The 22,351-nt window shown below is 71.3% G+C and carries 23 protein-coding genes; 8 read left to right on the forward strand and 15 right to left on the reverse strand.

Going from position 1 to position 22,351, the window contains the following annotated elements; genetic code table 11:
- Nucleotides 1-46 precede the first annotated feature (46 nt).
- The 7 genes from DX116_RS15010 to DX116_RS15040 all read right to left on the reverse strand — a co-directional run bounded on the left by DX116_RS15010 (nucleotide 47) and on the right by DX116_RS15040 (nucleotide 6,212).
- Nucleotides 47-1,021 (reverse strand): carbohydrate kinase family protein, encoded by a 975-nt coding sequence (locus DX116_RS15010; protein ID WP_119705036.1) that lies wholly within the window; start codon nucleotides 1,019-1,021, stop codon nucleotides 47-49.
- An 85-nt stretch (nucleotides 1,022-1,106) separates the two neighbouring features.
- Nucleotides 1,107-1,484 carry a HesB/IscA family protein gene (locus tag DX116_RS15015; protein ID WP_119705037.1) on the reverse strand — a complete coding sequence of 126 codons (378 nt, stop codon included), beginning with the start codon at nucleotides 1,482-1,484 and terminating at the stop codon, nucleotides 1,107-1,109.
- Between the two features lie 94 nt (nucleotides 1,485-1,578).
- Nucleotides 1,579-2,694 (reverse strand): glycerate kinase family protein, encoded by a 1,116-nt coding sequence (locus DX116_RS15020; RefSeq protein ID WP_119705038.1) that lies wholly within the window; start codon nucleotides 2,692-2,694, stop codon nucleotides 1,579-1,581.
- Nucleotides 2,695-2,707: 13 nt separating this feature from the next.
- On the reverse strand, nucleotides 2,708-3,979 hold the full coding sequence (locus tag DX116_RS15025; protein ID WP_119705039.1) for an aminotransferase class I/II-fold pyridoxal phosphate-dependent enzyme: 1,272 nt from the start codon (nucleotides 3,977-3,979) through the stop codon (nucleotides 2,708-2,710).
- Between the two features lie 43 nt (nucleotides 3,980-4,022).
- Complete coding sequence (gene pspAB, locus DX116_RS15030) at nucleotides 4,023-4,592, reverse strand: PspA-associated protein PspAB (protein WP_119705040.1); 570 nt, start codon at nucleotides 4,590-4,592, stop codon at nucleotides 4,023-4,025.
- Entirely contained in the window at nucleotides 4,592-5,503 is a 912-nt protein-coding gene (gene htpX / locus DX116_RS15035; protein WP_119705041.1) for a zinc metalloprotease HtpX, read from the reverse strand. The genes pspAB and htpX overlap by 1 nt, the downstream gene beginning before the upstream one ends.
- Nucleotides 5,478-6,212: a PspA/IM30 family protein gene (locus tag DX116_RS15040; RefSeq protein WP_119705042.1), complete on the reverse strand. Its 735-nt coding sequence runs from the start codon at nucleotides 6,210-6,212 to the stop codon at nucleotides 5,478-5,480. The genes htpX and DX116_RS15040 overlap by 26 nt, the downstream gene beginning before the upstream one ends.
- A gap of 113 nt (nucleotides 6,213-6,325) precedes the next feature.
- On the opposite strand from DX116_RS15040, the gene DX116_RS15045 reads away from it, so the two are divergent.
- A complete protein-coding gene (locus DX116_RS15045) occupies nucleotides 6,326-6,883 on the forward strand; it encodes a DUF3043 domain-containing protein (protein ID WP_158592009.1) in 558 nt (185 codons plus the stop codon).
- Nucleotides 6,884-6,892: 9 nt separating this feature from the next.
- On the opposite strand, the gene DX116_RS15050 is transcribed toward DX116_RS15045, so the two are convergent.
- On the reverse strand, nucleotides 6,893-7,090 hold the full coding sequence (locus tag DX116_RS15050) for a YegP family protein (RefSeq protein WP_119705044.1): 198 nt from the start codon (nucleotides 7,088-7,090) through the stop codon (nucleotides 6,893-6,895).
- Nucleotides 7,091-7,092: 2 nt separating this feature from the next.
- Nucleotides 7,093-8,193 carry a glycine cleavage system aminomethyltransferase GcvT gene (gene gcvT, locus DX116_RS15055; RefSeq protein ID WP_233556811.1) on the reverse strand — a complete coding sequence of 367 codons (1,101 nt, stop codon included), beginning with the start codon at nucleotides 8,191-8,193 and terminating at the stop codon, nucleotides 7,093-7,095.
- Nucleotides 8,194-8,251: 58 nt separating this feature from the next.
- Here gcvT and DX116_RS15060 point away from each other — a divergent pair, with 58 nt between their 5' ends.
- Entirely contained in the window at nucleotides 8,252-9,715 is a 1,464-nt protein-coding gene (locus DX116_RS15060; protein ID WP_119705045.1) for a leucyl aminopeptidase, read from the forward strand.
- A complete protein-coding gene (locus DX116_RS15065; RefSeq protein WP_119705046.1) occupies nucleotides 9,712-11,064 on the forward strand; it encodes a serine hydrolase domain-containing protein in 1,353 nt (450 codons plus the stop codon). Before DX116_RS15060 ends, DX116_RS15065 begins: the two co-directional genes overlap by 4 nt.
- Nucleotides 11,065-11,143: 79 nt before the next feature.
- Here DX116_RS15065 and DX116_RS20160 read toward each other — a convergent pair whose 3' ends face one another.
- Nucleotides 11,144-11,728, reverse strand: a complete 585-nt coding sequence (locus DX116_RS20160; RefSeq protein ID WP_199716091.1) for a hypothetical protein — start codon at nucleotides 11,726-11,728, stop codon at nucleotides 11,144-11,146.
- A 72-nt stretch (nucleotides 11,729-11,800) separates the two neighbouring features.
- Between DX116_RS20160 and lpdA the strand changes: the two genes are divergently transcribed.
- Genes lpdA through DX116_RS15085 form a run of 3 tightly spaced genes read left to right on the forward strand, consistent with a single transcriptional unit; the run spans nucleotide 11,801 to nucleotide 15,987 of the window.
- Nucleotides 11,801-13,231, forward strand: a complete 1,431-nt coding sequence (gene lpdA, locus DX116_RS15075) for a dihydrolipoyl dehydrogenase (RefSeq protein ID WP_119705047.1) — start codon at nucleotides 11,801-11,803, stop codon at nucleotides 13,229-13,231.
- A 14-nt stretch (nucleotides 13,232-13,245) separates the two neighbouring features.
- Nucleotides 13,246-15,093 (forward strand): 2-oxoglutarate dehydrogenase, E2 component, dihydrolipoamide succinyltransferase, encoded by a 1,848-nt coding sequence (gene sucB / locus DX116_RS15080; protein ID WP_119705048.1) that lies wholly within the window; start codon nucleotides 13,246-13,248, stop codon nucleotides 15,091-15,093.
- Between the two features lie 3 nt (nucleotides 15,094-15,096).
- Nucleotides 15,097-15,987 carry a TIGR01777 family oxidoreductase gene (locus tag DX116_RS15085; protein ID WP_119705049.1) on the forward strand — a complete coding sequence of 297 codons (891 nt, stop codon included), beginning with the start codon at nucleotides 15,097-15,099 and terminating at the stop codon, nucleotides 15,985-15,987.
- Between the two features lie 4 nt (nucleotides 15,988-15,991).
- Here DX116_RS15085 and DX116_RS15090 read toward each other — a convergent pair whose 3' ends face one another.
- Nucleotides 15,992-16,438, reverse strand: a complete 447-nt coding sequence (locus DX116_RS15090) for a hypothetical protein (RefSeq protein ID WP_119705050.1) — start codon at nucleotides 16,436-16,438, stop codon at nucleotides 15,992-15,994.
- A gap of 83 nt (nucleotides 16,439-16,521) precedes the next feature.
- On the opposite strand from DX116_RS15090, the gene lipB reads away from it, so the two are divergent.
- The gene (gene lipB / locus DX116_RS15095; protein ID WP_119705051.1) at nucleotides 16,522-17,238 is read left to right on the forward strand and encodes a lipoyl(octanoyl) transferase LipB; all 717 of its coding nucleotides are present in this window, start codon (nucleotides 16,522-16,524) and stop codon (nucleotides 17,236-17,238) included.
- Between the two features lie 6 nt (nucleotides 17,239-17,244).
- Here lipB and DX116_RS15100 read toward each other — a convergent pair whose 3' ends face one another.
- The 4 genes from DX116_RS15100 to DX116_RS15115 all read right to left on the reverse strand — a co-directional run bounded on the left by DX116_RS15100 (nucleotide 17,245) and on the right by DX116_RS15115 (nucleotide 21,353).
- Nucleotides 17,245-18,462 (reverse strand): ABC transporter permease, encoded by a 1,218-nt coding sequence (locus DX116_RS15100; RefSeq protein ID WP_119705052.1) that lies wholly within the window; start codon nucleotides 18,460-18,462, stop codon nucleotides 17,245-17,247.
- Nucleotides 18,459-19,337 carry an ABC transporter ATP-binding protein gene (locus DX116_RS15105; protein ID WP_119705053.1) on the reverse strand — a complete coding sequence of 293 codons (879 nt, stop codon included), beginning with the start codon at nucleotides 19,335-19,337 and terminating at the stop codon, nucleotides 18,459-18,461. Before DX116_RS15105 ends, DX116_RS15100 begins: the two co-directional genes overlap by 4 nt.
- 76 nt (nucleotides 19,338-19,413) lie before the next feature.
- Nucleotides 19,414-20,103, reverse strand: a complete 690-nt coding sequence (locus DX116_RS15110; protein ID WP_119705054.1) for a response regulator transcription factor — start codon at nucleotides 20,101-20,103, stop codon at nucleotides 19,414-19,416.
- The gene (locus tag DX116_RS15115; RefSeq protein ID WP_119705055.1) at nucleotides 20,100-21,353 is read right to left on the reverse strand and encodes a sensor histidine kinase; all 1,254 of its coding nucleotides are present in this window, start codon (nucleotides 21,351-21,353) and stop codon (nucleotides 20,100-20,102) included. The genes DX116_RS15110 and DX116_RS15115 overlap by 4 nt, the downstream gene beginning before the upstream one ends.
- 73 nt (nucleotides 21,354-21,426) lie before the next feature.
- Between DX116_RS15115 and lipA the strand changes: the two genes are divergently transcribed.
- Entirely contained in the window at nucleotides 21,427-22,350 is a 924-nt protein-coding gene (gene lipA / locus DX116_RS15120; RefSeq protein ID WP_199716145.1) for a lipoyl synthase, read from the forward strand.
- Nucleotide 22,351: the final 1 nt, after the last annotated feature.

Raw genomic sequence — 22,351 nt, forward strand, 5'->3', positions numbered from 1 at the left:
GAGCGGTCAGGTCTGCCTGACCTGACACGCGTCGTCGCTCGGACGGTCACGCCAGCGACAGCGCGGCGTCGACCTCGGCGCGAGCATCGTCGCCGTACGCGGTGCCGAGGCGGTCGAGGAAGCCCGCACGATCGAGGACGTACTCCTGCGTGCCGGTGGTCTCGACCACGCTCGCGGCGATCGTGCAGCCGATCTGCGCCGACCGCTCGAAGCCGAGCCCGGCCGCGACACCGGCGAGGAAGCCTGCGCGGAAGCTGTCGCCGACGCCCGTGGGGTCGACCGCGACGACGCCCTGGATGGCCTTGACCTCGATGGGCTCTCCATCGGCGGGCAGCACCGTGACGCCGTCCTTGCCGCGGGTGATGACCTGCGTGCCGACGTGGGCACGGACGTCGTCGGCGCTCCATCCGGTCTTCTGCTGGATCAGCGAGGCCTCGTAGTCGTTGCTGAACAGATAGGTCGCACCGTCGATCAGGTCGCGGATCACGTCGCCCTCGGCCCACGCCAGCTGCTGCGACGGATCGGCGGCGAAGGCGATGCCGCGCTCGCGGCACGTGCGGGTGTGCCGCAGCATGCCCTCGGGGTCGTCGGGCCCGATCAGCACCAGGTCGTAGTCGGAGCCGACGGCGAGGAGGTCGATGTCGCGCGACTCGGACATGGCGCCGGCGTAGAAGGTGGCGAACTGGGCCAGCTGGGTGTCGGTGGTGCACACGAAGCGCGCGGTGTGGCGGGTGTCGGAGACCAGGACACCGCTGGTGTCGACGCCGGCGGCGTCGAGCCAGCCGCGGTACTCGGTCTCGAAGTCGCGACCGACCGCGCCGACCAGCAGGGGGCGGTGCCCCAGCTTGGCGAGCGCGAAGGCGATGTTGGCGCCGCACCCGCCGCGTCGGACGTCGAGGTCGTCGACCAGGAAGGACAGCGAGATCTTGTCGAGCTGGTCGGGCACCAGCGAGTCGACGAACTTGCCCGGGAAGGTCATGAGGTGGTCGGTCGCGATGGATCCGGTGATGGCGAGATGCACCTACCCACCATAGACAACGCCCCCCTGCTGTGCAGGAGGGCGTTGTGTGAAGATCCTCGGGCCGGCGGGGCGCCAGCCGGGAGGACTAGTGGAACGAGTCGCCGCAGGCGCAGGATCCGGTCGCGGCGGGGTTGTCGATCGTGAAGCCCTGCTTCTCGATGGTGTCGACGAAGTCGATGGTCGCCCCTCCGAGGTACGGCAGGCTCATGCGGTCGACGACGACGTTGACGCCGCCGAAGCCGAACGTCTGGTCGCCGTCGAGCGAGCGCTCGTCGAAGAACAGCTGGTAGCGCAGGCCCGAGCAGCCGCCGGGCTGGACGGCGATGCGCAGGGCGAGGTCGTCGCGACCCTCTTGGGCCAGGAGGCTCGCAACCTTCTCGGCGGCGCCGTCGCTGAGGCTCACGCCGGACGCGACCTCCGCGGTCGGCTCGGCGGCGGTGGTCTGGTCGGTCTCGACTGTCATGTGAACTCCCGAAGGTGTGGTCTGCGGACTCGTCACGAGGGACGCTTCTCGATCAACAACCAAGCGTGTGACGATTCCATTCCATCGTACGCCGTCAGCCCAGCGTCCGCGGCGACCACGTCCGCGCCACGCGCTCGGCCAGATCGGCCAGGTGGCGTGCCGGATCACCCATGGACGCCTCGACCCCGACGCGCTCGGTCACCCCGTAGGCGGACTCGACGCCCATGGCTCGCATCTCGCGCGAGCCCACCAGCACCTGCCCGGCCAGCACGATGCACGGACGCGCCGCCGATGCCGCCACGGCCGCGACTCCGTGGACGACCTTCCCGGCGCGTGACGAGAAGTCGTAGGTGCCCTCCCCCGTCACGACGAGATCGTGGGCGGCGGCGCTCGCGGTCAACCCGACCACGCCGGCGACCAGCTCGATGCCGGAGACGACGCTCCCCCCGAGCAGCATCAGCGCGAACCCCAGCCCGCCGGCGGCGCCGGCGCCGCGGGCATCGGCCGGACGGCGCTCGGCCGGTGACGGACCGCACGCCGCGACCACGAAGCGGTCGAGCCAGCCGTCGACCTCGATGATCTGCTCGTCGGTCAGGCCCTTCTGCGGCCCGAAGGTCTTGGTCGCACCGAACATGCCGAGCAGCGAGACGTCGACGTCGGCGGCGATCACCAGCTCGACGCCGTCGAGCCGAGCGGCGGCCGGTGAGAGGTCGACGCTCGTGACGTCCGCCAGCCGTGCGGGTCCCGCGTCGAGCGGGACGTCGGACGTCGCCCCGAGTGCCGCGAGCATGCCCGCCCCGCCGTCGTTCGTGGCACTGCCGCCGAGCCCGACGACGACACGGGTGGCGCCGCCGTCGACCGCGGCACCGATGGCCTGGCCCACGCCGTACGTGGAGGCGTTCAGAGGGTCACGACGATCGACGAGGTGCAGCCCGCAGGCCTGCGCCGACTCGACGTACGCGGTGCCCTCGACGTGCAGCACCGTCATGGGCACCTGGGTGCCCAGCGGGCCGCGGACCGGGACGACGTCGAGGCGTCCGCCGGCCGCGGCGTGCACCACGTCGACGAAGCCCGGTCCCCCGTCGGCCATCGCCGCGGCGGTCAGGACGTCGTCGGGCGCGTGCCGGCGCCAGCCCTCGATGATCGCCCGGGCGGCCTCGGGTGCCGTCAGCGTGCCGCCGAACGAGTCCGGCGCGACCAGCACCCTCACGAGCGGTGCCGGTCTAGCCCGCGAGCGCGTGCTCGGCGGCCGCGATCAGCACGCTCGTGGCGAGCACGTCGATCGCGACGGCGAGCTCGTCGGGCGACGGGTACGACGGCGCGATGCGGATGTTGCGGTCGCGGGGGTCGTCGCCGTAGGGGAAGGCCGCACCCGCCGGCGTCATCGCGACGCCCGCCTCACGGGTCAGCTCGATGACCCGCGTGGCGGTGCCGTCGACGACGTCGAGGCTGACGAAGTAGCCGCCCTTGGGCTCGGTCCAGCTCGCGACCCCGTGAGGTGCGAGCCGCTCGTCCAGGATCGACACGACGGCCTCGAACTTCGGCGCCAGGATCGCGCGGTGGCGGTCCATCAGCGCGTGGACGCCGTCGACGTCCTTGAGGTGACGTGCGTGACGCAGCTGGTTGACCTTGTCGGGGCCGATCGTCCGCTTGCCCAGGTGCGAGAGGTACCACGCGACGTTGTCGGGCGAGCTGCCCAGGAAGCACACGCCCGACCCCGCGAAGGTGATCTTCGAGGTCGACGCGAAGACCACGGCGCGGTCGGGGTGGCCCGACGCGACGCACAGACCGAGGATGTCGGCGGTCTTGGTCTGCTCGTCGGTGAGGTGGTGGACGGCGTAGGCGTTGTCCCAGAAGATGCGGAAGTCGGGTGCCGCGGTCTCGAGCGCGGCGAGCTCGGCCGCGACGGCCTCGCTGACGACCGATCCGGTGGGGTTGCTGTACGTCGGGACGAGCCACATCCCCTTGACGGCCGGGTCCTTGACCGCCTCGCGGACGGCGTCGACGTCGGGACCGTCCTCGTTGAGCGGTACCGGGACCATCTCGATGCCGTACTCCTCGAGCAGGGCGAAGTGGCGGTCGTAGCCCGGCACGGGGCAGATGAACTTGACCGACTCCTCGACGCCCCACGGCTGCTCGGAACCCGGGACCCCGTGGAACAGCGCGAAGACGAGGTTGTCGTGCATCATCGCCAGGCTGGCGTTGTCGCCGGCCACGACCTGCTCGACGGGGACCTGCATGATCGGGGCGAAGATCTCGCGGATCTCGGTCAGGCCGGTGAGGCCGCCGTAGTTGCGCGTGTCGACGCCGCCGGCATCGGCGAAGTCGTCGCCCGGCAGCGACAGCAGGTCGTTGGAGAGGTCGAGCTGCTCCGGCGACGGCTTGCCGCGGGTGAGGTCGAGCTTGAGGCCTCGGTCCTTCAGCGCGCGGTGCGCGGCCGTCTGCTCGTCGAGGAGGGTCTGGATCTGGTCACGGGACAGGTCGTCGAGGCTCACGGAGCCAACCTATCGTCCGGGACCTCTCGAAGCACCCAGGCTGTCAGGCCAGCCCCGGCGCGCCCCAGATCGCGAGCCACTTGGTCAGGTCGGGCTCGACCGGCACGTCGTCGGCGATGACTCCGCGCACCTGCAGCTCGAGCGCGTTGTCGCGCCGTTCGCCGCCGTCGGGCGCGAACGGGTAGAAGGTGCCGCGCTTGTAGAGGTAGACCAGCCCGAACGGCGTGCCGGCCGGCGTCGTGAAGACGAACGTCGAGCACAGCAGCGACGTGCCGAACCCCGCATCGGCCAGCGAGCTGTTGACGGCGTGCAGGTCGGTGGTCAGGCCCGACACGTCGGCATCGGTGCGGCTGACGGTGAGCCAGTGGAAGCCGAAGCGGTCGTCGCTGCGGGTGACGGTGGAGCCGGTGGACGACGTGATGATCTTCTCGGCGTCGGCCATGACGGCGTCGTCCGCCTGCCCCTCGACGTCGCGGAAGCACACCGAGCCCGACCCCGTCGGCGTGAAGCCCTCGAGCTGCAGCGAGATGACCGCCTGCGGCACCGAGAACAGCACGTCGAGGTCGGCCTCCGGCGGCTTGGACCGTCCGAGGATCCCGTCGAGGAAGCCCATCAGCCCTGCTCGGAGAGCTCGGCGCTGACCTTGGCCAGCTGGTCGAGGCGCTGCTGCAGCGGCGGGTGCGTCGAGAACAGCGCACCGATCGACTCGCGGTTGATCGCGGGGGCGAAGAAGAAGGCGCTCATCGCCTGGCTCTCGCGCAGGTCGCTGTTGGGGATGCGGGCCATGTCGCCCGAGATCTTCACCAGCGCCGACGACAGCTTCGACGGGCGACCCGTCATGTAGGCGCCGCTGCGGTCGGCGCTGAGCTCGCGGTAGCGCGACAGCCCTCGGATGAGCACGAAGCTGACGGCGTAGACCACGAGGCTGACGAGGAAGACCACGATGAACGCCGGTCCGCCGTTGCTGTTGTTGTTGCGATCGCGTCCGCCGCCGAACATCCCACCGAAGTACATGCCGTATCGCGTGATGAAGCCCGCCAGCAGACCGATCGACGAGGCCACCGTCATGACCGTGACGTCGCGGTTGGCGACGTGCGACAGCTCGTGGGCCAGCACGCCCTCGAGCTCGTCGGCGTCGAGGCGCTGCATGATGCCGGTCGTGACGCAGACGGCCGAGTGGTTCGGCGTGCGCCCGGTGGCGAAGGCGTTGGGCATGTCGGTGACGGCGATCGCCACGCGCGGCTTGGGCATGTCGGCCAGTGCGCACAGCCGGTCGATCATGGCGTGCAGCTCGGGCGCCTGGTGCGGCTCGACCACCTGGGCCCGCATCGACTTCAGCGCCAGGGAGTCCGAGAAGTACCACTGCCCCCAGGCCATCGCCAGGACGACGACGAACCCGACAGCGCCCAAGGCCGTCTGGTAGAGCACCGCCGCGAACAGCAGGTAGAGCACGCCCAACCCGAGGCTCACGCCGCCCATGCGCAGCGAGAGCCCGCGATCAGTCCTGAAGCGGCTTCGCGCCATCGTCACCCTCCTGCTGCTCGTCCGGCCGAGCGATCTGCTCGAGCTGGCGGTCGACCTCGGGGCCGTCGAGCGCCGCGTCGAACTGGCGGGCCAGCCGCTCGTCGGCCGTCTCGCCCGTCGTGCCCACGACTCCCTCGGCGACGAGCTCGTCGACGGCGTCGGACGTCGCCTCCATCTCACGGGTGCGACGCTCGGCCGCCTCCATCGCCTGCCCGACGTCGCTCACGGTCGAGTTGATGCCGCTGGTCGCGCTGTTGATCTCGGCCCGCGCCGACGCCGCGGTGTGCCGCGCCGACAGCGTGTCCTTGCGCACCCGGAAGCTCGCGACGTCCTGCTCGATGGTGTCGGCCGACAGCTCGAGCTTGCGCTCCTGGGCGAGCAGGTCGTCGCGCTGGGTGCGCAGGTCGGCGGCGGTCTTGTCGAGGGCGACCTTGCGCGTCAGTGCGGCGCGGGCGTCGTCGTCGCGTCCGGCGGCGACGGCATCGGAGGCCTGCTGGTCGAGCTGCGCCGCCTGCTGGGCGAGCGTCGCCAGCTGGAGGTCGACGCGCTTGCGGCTGGTCTGGACGTCGGCGACCCCGCGGCGGACCTGCTGCAGCAGCGCGGTCTGGGTGCGGTACGTCTCGTCGAGGCGCTCCTTGAGGGCCCCCGTGTCGTCGCCCCCCGCACTGCGCGAATGCCACCACTTCGCGAGGCGATCACCGATGCTCATGGTGTCCGTCCCGAGGAAGGGGCACGATACGGAACGGCCACCACGACACGGTGCACATCGTTCACTCGCTGACGCTCGCTCATGCTGTCAAGCCTACGGGTAGGGTGTCGCGGGTGGCTGACGAGACAGAAGCACGCAAGGGCCGGCCGACACCGAGTCGTCGAGAGGCCGAGGCTGCTCGCAAGAAGCAGATGAAGACTCCGATGACCCGCAAGGAGCAGGCCAAGCGCGACCGGTCGGCTCGGGAGCAGATCCGCGTCAAGCAGCGCGAGGCGCTCAAGACCGGCGACGAGCGCTACCTGCCCCTGCGCGAGCAGGGGCCGGTGCGGCGTTTCACGCGCGACTACGTCGACCGCCGCCGCAACTTCGCCGAGTACCTGCTGCCGTTCCTGGTGGTGCTGCTCGTGCTCTTCACGGTCTCCAGCGGCTTCAGCGACCAGGTGCAGACCGCCCTCACCGCGTTCGCCTACCCGTTCCTGATCCTCGGCACGGTCCTCGACGAGGTCGTCATGGTGCGCGGCCTCAAGAAGGAGCTGCGGGCCCGCTTCGGCGCCGACGAGATCAAGGGCACCACCAGCTACGCGGTGCTGCGCAGCACCCAGCTGCGGCGGTTCCGCCTGCCGAAGCCCCAGGTCGCCCGCGGCGAGACGCTCGGCACCAGCTACCGCTGACCGGGGCGGCTACGCCTCGGCGTGCAACGACATCGGGCCGTAGATCTCGGCCTCGCCGTCGAACAGGCGCACCTGGTCGACGCCCTGCTCGAGCAGCTCGCCGAAGGCCTCGCCGACCCACGACTCGGCATCGCTGCGGCTCTCGAAGGGCTCGGAGCGGCCGGTGACCTCACCGGCGGCGGTCTCCAACGTCCAGGTCCAGGTCATGGTCACGACTCCTTCGTCGACGGCTGCACGAACGGGGGCTTGGTCACCGTGAACGCCTCGGACCGGCCGCGGACGTCGACGACTACGGTGGCGCCATCCTCGACCGACCGGTCGAGGAGCGCAAGCGCGATGCCCTGGCGCATCGTCGGCGAGAACGTGCCCGACGTGATCTCACCGAGCGCCTCGCCGCCGTCGGCGAGCACCGACATGCCCGGACGCGGGATGCCGCGTCCCTGAGCGACCAGTCCGCGCAGCGTGCGCACGGTCTTCTCGGCCCGCTGCGTCTCGAGGGCGTCCTTGCCCCAGAAGGCGGGCTTGCTCCAGCCGACGGCCCACCCGGCCCGGGCCATGACGGGGCTGATCTCGGCCGACAGCTCGTGGCCGTGCAGCGGGTAGCCCATCTCGGTGCGCAGCGTGTCGCGAGCACCGAGCCCGCACGGACGGATGCCGAACGGCTCGCCGGCCGCCAGCACGGCGTCCCAGACGTCGAGGGCAGCGGCCTGGGGCACGACCAGCTCGTAGCCCCGCTCCCCCGTGTAGCCCGTGCGGCACACCGTGACGGGAGCGCCGGCGACCGTCGCGTCGGCGAACGACATGTACTCGTGGTCGACCGGCAGGTCGAGCGCCTGGAGGACCTCGTCGCTGAAGGGGCCCTGGATCGCGAGCACGGCGTGGTCCCGGTGCTGGTCGAGCACCTCGATGCCGTCGGGCGCGGCGGCACGCAGCCTCGCCACGACCGCCGCGGTGTTGGCCGCGTTGGGGATCAGGAAGACCTCGAAGTCGCTGCGCAGGTAGGCGATCAGGTCGTCGACCGTGCCGCCGTCGTCGTCGCAGCACAGCGTGTACTGGGCCTTGCCGGGCTGGATGCGCCCCAGGTCGTTGGTCAGGCACGCGTTGACGAAGGCGGCGGCGCCGGTGCCCCGCACGAGCGCCTTGCCCAGGTGGCTGACGTCGAACAGGCCGACACCCTCGCGGACGGCCTTGTGCTCGGCGAGCACGCCACCCCCGGCGTACTCGAGAGGCATCTCCCAGCCCCCGAACTCTGCGAGCTTGGCGCCGAGCACCACGTGACGGTCGTGCAGCGGTGAGTGAAGCAGATCCATGGTCCTCAACCTAGGGGACGGTTCCGCGCCTCGCGGTGGCGACCTTAGAGTGGCAGCCATGCCGTCCGTCACCCTGAGCACGTCCAAGCCGACCACCGCCAGCGCCGACGTCCTGATCCTCGGGATTCGCAGCGACGACGACAAGGGGGACCTCGCAGACACACTGACCCTGCTGGGCTTCTCGGGCGAGAAGGGACAGACCGTCCGCTTCCCGTCCGGCGGCCTCATCAAGGCCCCCGTCGTCGTGGCGGTCGCCCTGCCGGCCGAGCCCACGGCCGAGGACCTCCGTCGCGCCGCCGCCCGGGGCGTGCGGGCAGCCACCCACGCGTCCAGCGTCGCGATCGCCCTGCACCCTGCCGGCGTCGACGAGGTCGAGGCCATCGCCGAGGGCGTCGGTCTCGGCACGTACCGCTACGACGCCTACAAGTCCAAGAACGACGCCAAGGGCGCCAAGGCGGTCGAGCTGACGAGCGCGACGATCCTGACGCCGTTCGCGCGCCAGACGACCGCGACCAAGGCCGCCGAGCGCGCGGCGACCGTCGCGGCTGCGGTCAACACGGCCCGCGACTGGGTCAACACCCCGCCCGGCGACAAGCGTCCGGTCGATCTCGTCGAGGCCATCTCCGCCTACGTCGGCGCCTCGGGGGCCGATGCGCTCAAGATCTCGGTCTGGGACGAGAAGCGGCTGGCCAAGGAGCGGTGCGGTGGCATCCTCGGCGTCGGCCAGGGCTCCGACAGCCCGCCGCGCCTCGTGACCCTGTCGTACGAGCCGGCCGGCGCCGTGGCCCACCTGGCCCTGGTCGGCAAGGGCATCACGTTCGACTCGGGCGGCCTGTCGATCAAGCCCGGCGCGTCGATGCAGACCATGAAGCTCGACATGGCCGGCGCGGCCGCCGTCGTCGCCGCTACGGTCGCGATCGCGCAGCTGGGCCTGCCCGTGCGCGTGTCGGCCTACGCGTGCCTCGCCGAGAACATGCCCAGCGGCCGGGCCACGCGTCCCGGCGACGTCCTGCACATGCGCAGCGGCGCCACGGTCGAGGTGCACAACACCGATGCCGAGGGACGCCTGGTGCTGGCCGACGGGCTGGCGCTCGCCGCGGAGTCCGAGCCCGACCAGATCATCGACGTCGCGACCCTCACCGGCGCCTGCGTCGTGGCGCTCGGCTCGTACACCACCGGTGTGATGGGCAACGACGACGGCCTCGCCGACACCGTGCTGGCCGCGTCCGAGCGGGCCGGCGAGCCGATGTGGCGGCTGCCGATCACCGAGGAGATGAAGGGCACCGTCACCTCGTCGAGCATTGCCGACCTGCGCCAGCACAACCCGAAGCCGTACGGCGGCGCCCTGTTCGCCGCGGCGTTCCTGCGCGAGTTCGTCGGCGACGTGCCCTGGGCGCACCTCGACATCGCCGGGCCGTCGTTCAACGAGGGATCGGCCTCCGACTACACGCCGACCGGTGGGACGGGCACGGGCGTCCGCACGCTCGTGAAGCTCGCGGCGGAGCTGGCCGCGTCGCGATGACGCTCGAGGCCTCGACCACGCGAGCCCTCGACCACCGCCTCGCGACCGAGCAGTCGCGGCAGCGCCTGCCGTCGGTCGTCGCGGCGGTTGTCCGAGGCGGCCGGACGGTGTGGACCGGCGCGGCCGGCACGCTCGACGGGCGCAGCGCCGGCGCGACACCCACCGCCGACACGCAGTACCGCATCGGCTCGATCTCCAAGACGTTCGTCGCGGTCGAGGTCGTCCGCCTGCGCGACGAGGGGCGCCTCGACCTGGCCGACACGATTGGCGTGCACCTGCCCGAGGTGCCGTTCGGGCACGTCACGATCGCCCAGCTGCTGAGCCACACGTCGGGCCTGCAGGCCGAGACCGACGGCCCGTGGTGGGAGCGCACCCCGGGCGACGACTGGGCCGGCCTGCTGGCGTCCGGCGTGGCACTGCGGTTCACGCCCGGCACGACCTTCCACTACTCCAACGCCGGCTACGGCGTGCTCGGCGAGCTGATCGCCCGTCTGCGCGGGGCGCCGTGGCACGAGGCCGTCCAGCACGGCATCCTCGACCCGCTCGGCATGACCCGCACCACCCGCCGTCCGGTCGGGCCGTCGGCACCGGGGCTCGCGGTGCACCCGCTGGCCGACCTCCTGCACGTCGAGCCCGAGCACGACCACGTCTCGATGGCACCCGCCGGTCAGCTCTGGTCGACGACCGACGACCTGGCCCGGTGGGCAGCCTTCCTCGGCGGACGGGTCGAGGGAGTGCTGTCGACCGACTCGCTGGCCGAGATGCTGCGACCCGTGGCCGTCAACGACGTGCCGGGCGCCGCCTGGACCGGCGCGCACGCCCTCGGCTGGCAGACCTGGAACGTCGGCGGGCGGCGCTTCGCCGGGCACGGCGGCTCGATGCCGGGCTTCCTCGCCAACCTGCGCGTCGACACCACGACCGGCGACGGTGTCGTCGTCATGGCCAATGCGACCAGCGGCCTCGGCACCGTAGCCATCGATCTGCTCACCCTCTTCTGCGACGCCGAGCCCACTCCCCCGACGCCGTGGCACGCGGACGCCCACCACGCCGACGCACTCGACCTCGCCGGGCCGTGGTTCTGGGGCACGTACGCGTCGACCCTCGCCCTCGAGGCCGACGGCGGTCTGCGTCTCGGCGAGCCCGGCCAGGGCCGCGGTGCCCGGTTCGCGCGCGACGGGGACGGATGGGTCGGGCGCGACGGCTACTACCGCGGCGAGCCCCTGCGGGTGGAGCGGGACGCCGGCGGCACGCCGGTGCGCCTGGTGCTGGCCAGCTTCGTGTTCACCCGCACGCCCTACGACGCGCGGGCCGACGTGCCCGGCGGCATCGACGAGCTCGGCTGGCACTGACCCAGCCCGTTGAGCTGGTCGAAACGCCCTTTTGACAAGCTCAAGGGGCGTCGGTGGCTCAAGGGGCGGCGGTGGCGATTCAGTCGGGCAGGCCGAGGGCGCGGGCGGCGTCCTCGACGGTGTCCCACTTCTCGCGGGCGCCACCCAGACGGTCGGGGTGCGCCTGCGAGCGGGCCTTCTTGTAGACCTTCATCAGCTGGTCGAACGTCGCGTCGTCGGGCAGCGGATCGGTGCCGGCGATCGACTCGAGCGTCATGATCGCCTGCATCTCGCGCGGCGATCGACGGACGGGCTCGGCAGCGGCCGGCGCCGACGTGCGCGGACGTGACGACGGTGCGGCCTTGGCCTTGCGCAGGTCGTAGTCTCGCTTGCGGGCGGCGATCGGCACGAGGTTGGAGTCGTACACCGGGATCTTGAGCTTCTTGCGGGCGAAGTCGTGCCCCGCCTGCGCCGACGAGACGCGGCGCCGCAGCGACTCGCCGTCGTGCGCCACCAGCAGCAGCGTCGTGTGGGTGACGGACGTCTGGGGCTCGATCCAGGCCTCGACGCCCTGCCGCGTCTCGGCGAACTGCCGCAACGCGTCGAGGTCGGCCTTGCTGGAGCCGCGGTCGGACACGACGGCGCCGCCGTCGGTCCTGGCCTTCCGGCCTCCGAAGATTCCCATGGCACCAGTGTGCCCGATCGGGTGTCGAGACCGACTCACCCCGGTGGCAGCCCGGTTGGGCTGAGTGACAAGATGAAGCGGCACACACTTCTCTGGGAGGACACCGTGGCGGACGGCGCCGGCAACACCTTTGACATCGTGATTCTCGGCGGCGGAAGCGGCGGCTACGCCTGCGCGCTCCGCGCCGTCCAGCTCGGCAAGACGGTCGCGCTGATCGAGAAGTCCAAGCTCGGCGGCACCTGCCTGCACTGGGGCTGCATCCCCACCAAGGCCCTGCTGCACTCGGCCGAGGTCGCCGACCTGGCCCGCGAGGGCGAGACGTTCGGCATCAAGTCGACGTTCGACGGCATCGACATGACGCAGGTCAACAAGTACAAGGACGGCGTCATCGACCGCCTGTACAAGGGCCTGCAGGGACTCATCAAGTCCGGCGGCATCACGGTCGTGGAGGGCGAGGGCAAGCTCGTCTCGACCGACCCCAACGGCGGCGGCACCGTCGAGGTCAACGGCGAGAAGTACACCGGCACCAACGTCGTGCTGGCGACCGGCTCGGTCTCGCGCACGCTGGGCCTGGAGATCGGCGGCCGCGTCATCACGTCCACCGAGGCGCTGTCGATGACCGAGGTCCCCGAGAAGGTCGTCATCATCGGCGGCAGCGTCATCGGCGTCGAGTTCGCGTCCGTCTGGAAGTCCTTCGGCGCCGACGTCACGATCATCGAGGGCCTGCCCACGCTGGTCCCGCTCGAGGACCCGGCCCTCAGCAAGGGCCTGGAGCGTGCGTTCCGCAAGCGCAAGATCAACTTCAAGACCGGCGTCAAGTTCGACTCCGTCAAGCAGACCGACACGGGCGTCACCGTCACCCTCGAGAACGGCGACACGATCGAGACCGACCTGGTGCTCGTGGCCGTCGGCCGCGGCCCGAACTCCGCGGGCATGGGCTATGAAGAGGCCGGTGTCACCGTCGATCGCGGCTGGGTGCCGACCAACGAGCGCCTGGCCACCAACGTCAAGGGCATCTTCGCCGTCGGCGACCTGGTCCCCGGCCTGCAGCTGGCCCACCGCGGCTTCGCGCACGGCATCTTCGTCGCCGAGGAGATCGCCGGCCTCGAGCCGCAGGTCGTCGTCGACTCCGGCATCCCGCGCGTCACGTACTGCGAGCCCGAGATCGCCTCGGTCGGCATCACCGAGCCGCAGGCCAAGGAGAAGTACGGCGACGACCAGGTCGAGATCGTCGAGTACAACCTCGGCGGCAACGGCAAGAGCCAGATCCTCGGCACCGCCGGCACCGTCAAGCTCGTCCGCGAGAAGGACGGCCCCATCGTGGGTGTCCACATGCTCGGCTCCCGCTTCGGCGAGCAGGTCGGCGAGGCATCCCTCATGGTGAACTGGGAGGCCTACCCCGAGGACGTCGCGCAGTTCATCCACGCGCACCCCACCCAGAACGAAGCACTCGGTGAAGCCGCCCTGGCACTCGCCGGCAAGCCCCTCCACTCGCACGCCTGATCCGGAGACACACCATGGCCACTGAAGTCACCCTTCCTGCTCTCGGCGAAAGCGTCACCGAGGGCACCGTCACCCAATGGCTCAAGCAGGTCGGCGACACCGTCGCCGTCGACGAGCCGCTGCTCGAGATCTCGACCGACAAGGTCGACACCGAGATCCCGTCCCCCGTGGCCGGCGTGCTGCTCGAGATCAAGGCCGAGGAGGACGAGACCGTCGAGGTCGGCGCCGTCCTCGCCGTGGTCGGCGAAGAGGGCGAGACCACCGACGACTCGGCCACCGCGCCGGTGTCCGACGAGAACCTCGTCGAGGAGAAGTCGGGCGACGACGGCCAGCAGGCGTCGGGCGACGAGCCGGAGCCCGAGCCGGTCGCCGAGGAGCGCTCCAACCAGCCCGAGGGCAGCGCGCAGGAGCAGCACGACGCCGCTGAGACGGCTGCTGCTCCCCAGGCCGAGACGGCACCGGCCTCCGGTGGCGGCACCGAGGTGACGCTGCCCGCCCTCGGCGAGAGCGTCACCGAGGGCACCGTGACCCAGTGGCTCAAGCAGGTCGGTGACGACGTCGCCGTCGACGAGCCGCTGCTCGAGATCTCGACCGACAAGGTCGACACCGAGATCCCCTCCCCCGTCGCGGGCAAGCTGCTCGAGATCCGTGCCGACGAGGACGAGACCGTCGAGGTCGGAGCCGTCCTGGCCGTCATCGGCGCCGAGGGCGACGCCCCCGCGGCCAGCGAGCCCGAGTCGGCACCGGAGCCGGAGAAGACCCCCGAGCCCGAGCCGGAGCCCGAGAAAGCTCCCGAGCCCGAGCCCGAGCCGGAGCCGCAGAAGGCGCCCGAACCGGAGCCGCAGAAGGCGCCCGAGCCGGTGCCGGCCCAGCCCGAGACGCAGGGCTCCCCCGAGCCCGCACCTGCTCCCCCGGCCGCCAGCGACAGCACCGGTGGCGGCGACTCCTACGTGACGCCGATCGTCCGCAAGCTGGCCAAGCAGCACGGCGTCGACCTCGCGTCCCTCACGGGCACCGGTGTCGGCGGACGCATCCGCAAGCAGGACGTCCTCGACGCGGCCGCCAAGCCCGCCGAGGAGACCCCGGCGGCTGCACCGGCGCCCGCCGCCGCTGCCGCACCGGCCGCCGAGCCCTCGGCGCTGCGCGGCAAGACCGAGAAGCTCTCGCGCCTGCGCAAGGTCATCGCCTCGCGCATGGTCGAGTCGCTGCAGACGTCGGCGCAGCTGACGCAGGTCCACGAGGTCGACGTCACCGAGGTGGCTCGCCTGCGGGCCAAGCACAAGACCGCCTTCGGCGAGCGCGAGGGCGTCAAGCTGACGTTCCTGCCGTTCTTCGCCAAGGCGGCCATCGAGGGCCTCAAGGCATACCCGCAGCTCAACTCGGCGCTCGATCTCGAGGCCGGCACCGTCACGTACCCCGACGGCGAGCACCTGTCGATCGCGGTCGACACCGAGCGTGGGCTGCTGGCGCCGACCATCCGGGACGCCGGCGACCTGTCGATCGCGGGCCTCGCCCGCAAGATCGCCGATGTCGCAGAGCGCACGCGCACCAACAAGATCACGCCGGACGAGCTGTCGGGCGGCACGTTCTCGATCACCAACCTGGGCAGCAACGGCGCACTGTTCGACACGCCGATCATCAACCAGCCGCAGGTCGCGATCCTGGGTGTCGGTGCCGTCGTCAAGCGGCCCGTGGTCGTCACCGACGCGCACGGCAACGACAGCATCTCGGTGCGCAGCATGGCCTACCTGGCGCTGACCTACGATCACCGCATCGTGGACGGTGCCGATGCCGGCCGGTTCCTGACGGCGGTCAAGCAGCGGCTCGAAGCAGGGTCGTTCGAGGCAGAGCTCGGGTCCTGAGTCATGCACGTCGTGGTGGGCGGAGCCTCCGGGTTCCTCGGAACGGCCCTGACCACCCACCTGCGTGCCCGCGGGCACCAGGTGACCCGGCTCGTCCGCTCGGGCGGGCCGGGTGACGACGCGTCGCTGTGGGATCCCTACGCCGGCACGGTCGACCAGCAGCTGATCGATCGTGCTGACGCCGTCGTCAACCTGACGGGCGCCCCCATCTCCAAGTGGCCCCGCACGGCCAGGACGAAGGACGAGATCCGCTCGTCACGTCTGGCCGCCACCTCCACGCTGGCCAAGGCCGTCGCGGCGTCGTCGACGCCGACCGTGTTCATCTCGGGGTCGGGCATGTCGTGGTACGGCACCGACCGAGGCGACGAGCAGCTCACCGAGGCCAGCAGCGCCGGCTCCGGGTTCCTCGCCGAGGTGTCGCAGGCATGGGAGGCTGCGGCCTCGCCGGCCGTCGAGGCCGGCGCCCGCACGTGCTTCGTGCGCACGTCGCTCGTGCTCGACAAGGACGGCGGCGTCCTCAAGCTGATGCTCCCGGCCTGGAAGCTCGGCGGCGGTGCGAAGCTGGGGTCGGGCCGTCAGTACATGTCGCTCATCTCGCGGCACGACTGGGTGCGCGGCATCGAGTTCCTGCTCGAGAACGACGCCGCCAGCGGCCCGTTCAACTTCGCCGGCCCGGCCGATGCGACCAACGCCCAGTACACCGAGGCGCTGGGCAAGGCCGTGCACCGTCCCACGTTCCTCGCGGTGCCCGGCTTCGCCGTCAAGGCCGTGCTCGGAGGCATCTCCGACGACCTGCTCGGCTCGCTGAGGGTGAAGCCCGATGCCCTGACGGCGGCCGGCTTCACGTTCGCCGATCCCGACCTGCGCTCGGTGCTCGACTCCGCCCTGTCGTAGCTGGTCACGACCCGACCTCGACCTGACGTGCCGCGGCGATGCGCCACCGGCCGTCGTCGTCACGCTCGAGCGTGACGTGGCGCCGGGTGGGCCGGTCGCGCGGCAGCGGTGTCGACGTGCCGTCGCCCCACTCGACCCGAGCGGGGCCGAGCTGGTCGACGACCTCGAGACGTGCGCGGCCGCTCCCCTGCCTCAGCAGGCGGCAGCTGAGCACCCGCAGCTCGGCACCCACGACGCGACCGTCGCGACGGCGGTAGTCCTCGATGAGTCGGACGTCCGCTCGCTGCGCCCGGCTGCCGTCGACGTAGACCTCGTCGAGCATCGACGGATCGGACGCGGCGTAGGCCCGCTCGCGGACGTGGTCGAGCTCGGCGAGCCGCACGGCCCACTGGTCGTCCGGTGCCGGCGACACCGCACGTACCGCGACGATGAGCACCCACAACCAGTCCATGGCACCACTGTGGCGTCGTCGGACGCATCGCACCTCCGGCCGTCCACAGGGTCCCCGCGCGGCACGGGGATAGGCTGGACGACGTGACGCTTGAGATCATCGACGACTGGTACGGCTCATCTGCGATCGACTTCGTCGCGGCCTGGGACCTGCAGCGCGAGCTGCACGCCCAGCGGGTCGCCGACCAGATCGGCGACACCGCGATGTTCCTGGAGCATCCGCCCGTCTACACCGCCGGACGGCGCACCGAGCCGTTCGAGCGGCCCTTCGACGGCACGCCCGTGGTCGACGTCGACCGCGGCGGCAAGATCACCTTCCACGGGCCGGGCCAGCTGGTCGGCTACCCCATCACGAAGCTGCCGTCGCACGTGCTGGTGGTCGACTTCGTGCGGCGGGTCGAGGAGGCCATGATCCGCGCAGCGGCCGATCTCGGCGTCATGACGGGGCGCGTGCCCGGACGCTCGGGCGTGTGGCTGGGCGCCACCGCGACCCGCGCCGAGCGCAAGGTCGGCGCGATCGGCATCCGCGTGGCGCGCGGGGTCACGATGCACGGCTTCTCGCTCAACGCCGACGTCGACCTGTCGTACTACGAGCGCTTCGTGCCGTGCGGCATCGCCGACGCCGGGGTCACCTCGCTGTCGGCCGAGCTGGGCCGCGACGTGACGGTCCGCGAGACGGCCGTGGCGATCGCTCCCCACCTGCGCGAGCTGCTGACCTGGGCTCCGTACACGCCGGCGCCCGATCTCGCCGAGAAGGTCGAGACCGGGCCCAGCGTCGCGGTGCTGCCTCTCAGCCGCTGACCACCGTCACTCGCTGAGACGCAGGGCCTCGCCGAAGCCGATCTTGCGCTCGGTGCGCATCAGCGTCCTCTCGTAGAGCCGGGCCGCCAGGCGCACGATGCCGATCGCGCCGAGGACGTTGACGACGACCGCGACCGCGATCTGCCAGACGGGGACGCCTCCCTCGGCCATCCGCGAGGGCATCAGCATCGCCGACATGATCGGCAGCATCGAGACGACCGTCTTGACGCCGGCTCCCGCCGAGAACGCGATGATGTAGGGCGCGAACAGCAGCACCTGTCCGGGCATCGTGGTCGACTGCAGGTCTTCCTGCCGGGATGCCAGCGAGCCGGCGACGGCCCACAGGCCCGCAAGAGCCACGAAGCCCAGCACGAAGAACACGACGTACATCCCGACCGCTGGGCCGAGGGCCGTCAGCAGCCCGGTCTCCCCCGTCGCGGCGAGCGAGGCGATGCCGGCGATCGCGAGCAGCAGGATCTGCGCGAAGGCGAGCAGCGTGTTGCCGGCGATCTTGCCCCACAGCATCGCGCGGATGGGCACCGCTGCGGCGAGGATCTCGACGACGCGGCTCTCCTTCTCCTGCACGACGCTCTGCGCGATCGACATGCCGAACGTGATGGCCGTGATGTAGAAGAGGATCAGGAACACGTAGGCCGCCAGCTGTCGTGCGCCGGCGTCGCCGTCGGCAGGGTCGAGCAGCCGTTCTGACACCGCCGAGCCCTTCTGCAGCTCTGCGAGGTCGACGCCCTGACGATCGGCGTTGGCCGTCAGCGCGGCGGTCGAGCCGGCCGTGGTCAGGGCGGTCGACAGCGTGGAGTCGATCTCCTCCTTGCCGACCATCTCGTACCCGTCGTCGGTCGCGATCAGCGCGGCATCGGCGTCGCCGTCGCGAACGGCCTTCTCGGCCGCCGCCGCGGAGGCGACCTGCTGGGGCCTGGCGGTCGAGCCGTCGTCCGTCCGATCGACCACGGTCGACGCGGCCGACACGACAGCGGCGGATGCGTCGTCGGTCACGGCGACCTTGTAGTCGGTGGGGCGTCCGCCCAGGATCGAGGTGAGCACGACGGTGGCGACGACGCCGAGGATCATGATGACCGCGCTGTAGACGTACGACTTCTCGCGCACGCGGGTGCTGATCTCGCGCTCGGCGACGACGCGCCACGCGCCGCGCACCTCCTCGGTGGTCGAGGTGGACGTGGGGTCGGACGTGGTTGCCGTGCTCATCGGTTGACCTCCCGGAAGATGGCGGACAGGGGCTGACGGACGCGGGTGAACTCGGCCACGGGCTCCTTCGCCACGAGCTGGGAGAGCAGCTCGGACGGGGTGATGCCGTCGAGGTCGACCAGGGCGGTGCCGCCGTCGACGTCCTTGACCTCGATGCCGCGCAGCCCCCGGATCCACGCGGCGTCGCTGCCGTCGAGGCGGACCCGATACCGGTCGGGTCCGGTGCCGCGCAGCTCGTCGACCGAGCCGGCAGCGACGACCTTGCCGTGCGACAGGATGACCAGGTCGTCGCACAGACGCTCGACCAGGTCGAGCTGGTGGCTGGAGAACAGCAGCGGCTTGTCGCCGGCCTCCTTGGCCAGCAGCGACGCCATCGCGTCGACGGCGACCGGGTCGAGGCCGCTGAACGGCTCGTCGAGCACCAGGGCGTCGGGCCGGTGGATCAACGACGCCGCGATCTGCACGCGCTGCTGGTTGCCCAGCGAGAGGGTGTCGAGCACGTCGTCGGCCCGGTCGCCGAGGTCGAAGTGGTCGAGCAGCTCACGGGCCCGGCGGGCTGCCTCGGCGCGGTCGACGCCGTGCAGGCGGGCCAGGAAGACCAGCTGGTCGCTGACCCGCATGCGCGGGTACAGGCCGCGCTCCTCGGGCATGTAGCCGATGCGTCGGCGCTGACCGGTGGTGATCGGGCTGCCGTTCCAGAGCACCTGCCCGGACGTCGGGGCCAGGACGCCGAGGATCATGCGCATCGTGGTGGTCTTGCCGGCGCCGTTGGCGCCGACGAAGCCCGTCATGCGGCCGGGGGTGACCCTGAACGTGACGTCGTCCACGACGAGCGTGCCGTCGTACGACCTGCTGAGTGAGGAGATGTCCAACATGCCTCCACGCTAGGAGGCCTGCCGCCGCACCACATCGGCCGCGAGGATGAACCGCGCTCATTCTTTCGGCGGACGGTCAGCCGCTGTCGCGCTCGTCCATGAGCCCCGACTCGTGGGCCACGATCACCGCCTGCACGCGGTCACGCACCGCGAGCTTGGCGAGCACCCGCGAGACGTGCGACTTGACCGTCGCCTCGCTCACGAACAGCTGCCGCGCGATCTCGCCGTTGCTGAGCCCGCGGCCCATCGCCACCAGGACGTCCTCCTCGCGCTCGGTCAGCTCGGCCAGGCCCGGCGCGCTCTGGGCTCGCTGGCGTCCGGTGGAGCGGGCGATCACGCGCTGCGTCACCTCCGGAGCCAGCAGCGAGTGCCCCTGCGCCACGACCCGGATGGCGGCGACCAGATCGGCTGGCGGGCAGTTCTTGAGCATGAACCCGCTGGCCCCGGCCTGCAGCGCCGCGAACAGGTAGTCGTCGTCGTCGAAGGTGGTCAGGATGAGCACCTTGCAGCCGGGCACGGCCTCGATGACCTGCCGCGTGGCCTCGATGCCGTCCATGCGGGGCATCTGGACGTCCATCAGGACGACGTCGGGCCGCAGCTCGACCGCCTGCCGCACGGCGACATCGCCGTCGTCGGCCTCGCCGACCACCGCGAGGTCGGTCTCGGCGCTCAGGATCATGGCGAAGCCCGTGCGCACCAGCGCCTGGTCGTCGGCGACCAGGACCTTCACCACTGCATCGTCGCCCGTCGTGCGAGGCTCGGTCATGTCGCCACCGGTACCCGGACGCGCACGCGGAAGCCGCCGTCGGGCCTCGGGCCGATCTCGGACTCGCCCCCGTGCATCGCGGCACGCTCGCGGATGCCCGTCAGGCCGAAGCCGCCCGTCGACGCCGGCGACTCGGTGCCCGCCCCGCCGTCGTCGATGACCTCGACCTCGACGGCGGCCGGCTGGTGCTCGGTGGCCGCGACGAATCGCAGCACGACCTCGGCGGTGCAGGCCCCGGCGTGCCGCCGGGTGTTGGAGACGGCCTCTTGGGCGATGCGGAACATCGACACCCCCACCGTCGGCGGCACCCCGAACGGCTCGCCCACCTGCCGGAAGGCGACGGACGGGCGGTCGTCGGGCGCCGCGAGGGCGGCGATGTCGGCCAGCCCGGGCTGCGGCACCCGCGTGCCGCGGTCGTCGTCCTCGCGCAGCAGCCCCACGAGCTCGTGCATCTGGTGGACGGCCTGGCGCGACGACGTCTCGATGACGCTCAGCGCCTCGCGGGCCAGCTCGGGCCGAGCGTCGATGACCCGGCCCGCGCCCGCCGCCTGCACACCGATGCCGCTCACGTGGTGGGCGACGACGTCGTGGAGGTCGCGGGCGATGCGCACCCGCTCGGCCTGCACGGCACCCTGGCGGTCGCGCTCCTGCGCCTGCCGCTCGGCAGCGATGCGGTCGACGATCTCGGCCTGCTGACGGGCGCTGCGCCAGGCACCGTGCCCCCACGCCATGGCACCGAAGAAGTAGATGACGTTGATCGTCAGCGAGTAGACGATCAGTGCCTCGTACCGCGGCAGGAGCCCGACCTGTGGGGCCGGCGGCGGGGCGTCGCGCACGAACTGCCAGACGAGCCAGCCGAACATCGTCACGGTCACCACGACGCTGGTCAGCAGCAGCCGACGGGGTCGACGCGACCACGCCCAGGCCGAGTACAGCGAGACGAACAAGATGATCTGGATCGTGAAGATGACCCCGAGCTGGGCCTGGTGCTCGCCGACCACGATGAAGATCACCGACTCGGCCAGCAGCGTCGTCAGCGGAAAGGCGCGCCGAGCCGCGAACAACAGTCCCGCGAGCGCGAACAGCGCGTGCACCAGCAGCGGGTTGCGGAGCTCGGTGGCCGTGCCGCTGCTCCACACCTCGACCGACGCGACCGAGAGCAGGGCTCCCAGCACGCCGCCCACGACGTCCGCCCGCACCTGCGCAGGGGTCGGCCGAGGGCGCGTCCAGCGGCGGTCCAGGTCGAGCACGCGACCGAGCCTAGGTCACGTTTCGGACAGGCGTACTCTGGAGTGCGTGACCATCGCACCTGAGGGACGCAAGATGCTTCGGCTCGAAGTCCGCAACGCCGAGACCCCGATCGAGAAGAAGCCCGCCTGGATCAAGACCCGCGCGAAGATGGGTCCTGAGTACAACGAGCTGATGAAGCTCGTGAAGGGCGAGGGCCTGCACACGGTGTGTCAGGAGGCGGGCTGCCCCAACATCTTCGAGTGCTGGGAGGACCGCGAGGCCACCTTCCTCATCGGCGGCGAGCAGTGCACGCGCCGCTGCGACTTCTGCCAGATCGACACCGGCAAGCCCGACCCGATCGATCGCGACGAGCCCCGCCGCGTCGCCGAGTCCGTGCAGAAGATGGAGCTGCGCTACGCCACCATCACCGGTGTCGCGCGCGACGACGTGCCCGACGGTGGCGCCTGGCTGTACGCCGAGACGGTCCGCAAGATCCACGAGCTGAACCCGGGTACGGGCGTGGAGAACCTGATCCCCGACTTCAACGGCGTCCCCGAGCTGCTGACCCAGGTGTTCGAGTCGCGTCCCGAGGTGCTGGCGCACAACGTCGAGACCGTCCCGCGCATCTTCAAGCGCATCCGTCCCGCGTTCCGCTACGAGCGGTCGCTGGACGTCATCACCCAGGCCCGCGACTTCGGCCTGGTCACCAAGTCCAACCTCATCCTCGGCATGGGCGAGACCCGCGAAGAGGTCAGCCAAGCACTGGTCGACCTGCACGAGGCGGGCTGCGACCTCATCACGATCACGCAGTACCTGCGTCCGTCGGTGCGTCACCACCCCGTCGAGCGCTGGGTCAAGCCCGAGGAGTTCGTCGAGCTCAAGGCCGAGGCCGACGAGATCGGCTTCGCCGGCGTCATGTCCGGACCCCTCGTCCGCTCGTCCTACCGCGCCGGATCGCTCTACCAGCAGGCCATCGCATCGGGACGCGGCATGGGCGCAGCACCCACCGCGCCGTAGA

This window comes from Aeromicrobium endophyticum (genome assembly GCF_003586285.1).
Taxonomy (GTDB): Bacteria; Actinomycetota; Actinomycetes; order Propionibacteriales; family Nocardioidaceae; genus Aeromicrobium; species Aeromicrobium endophyticum.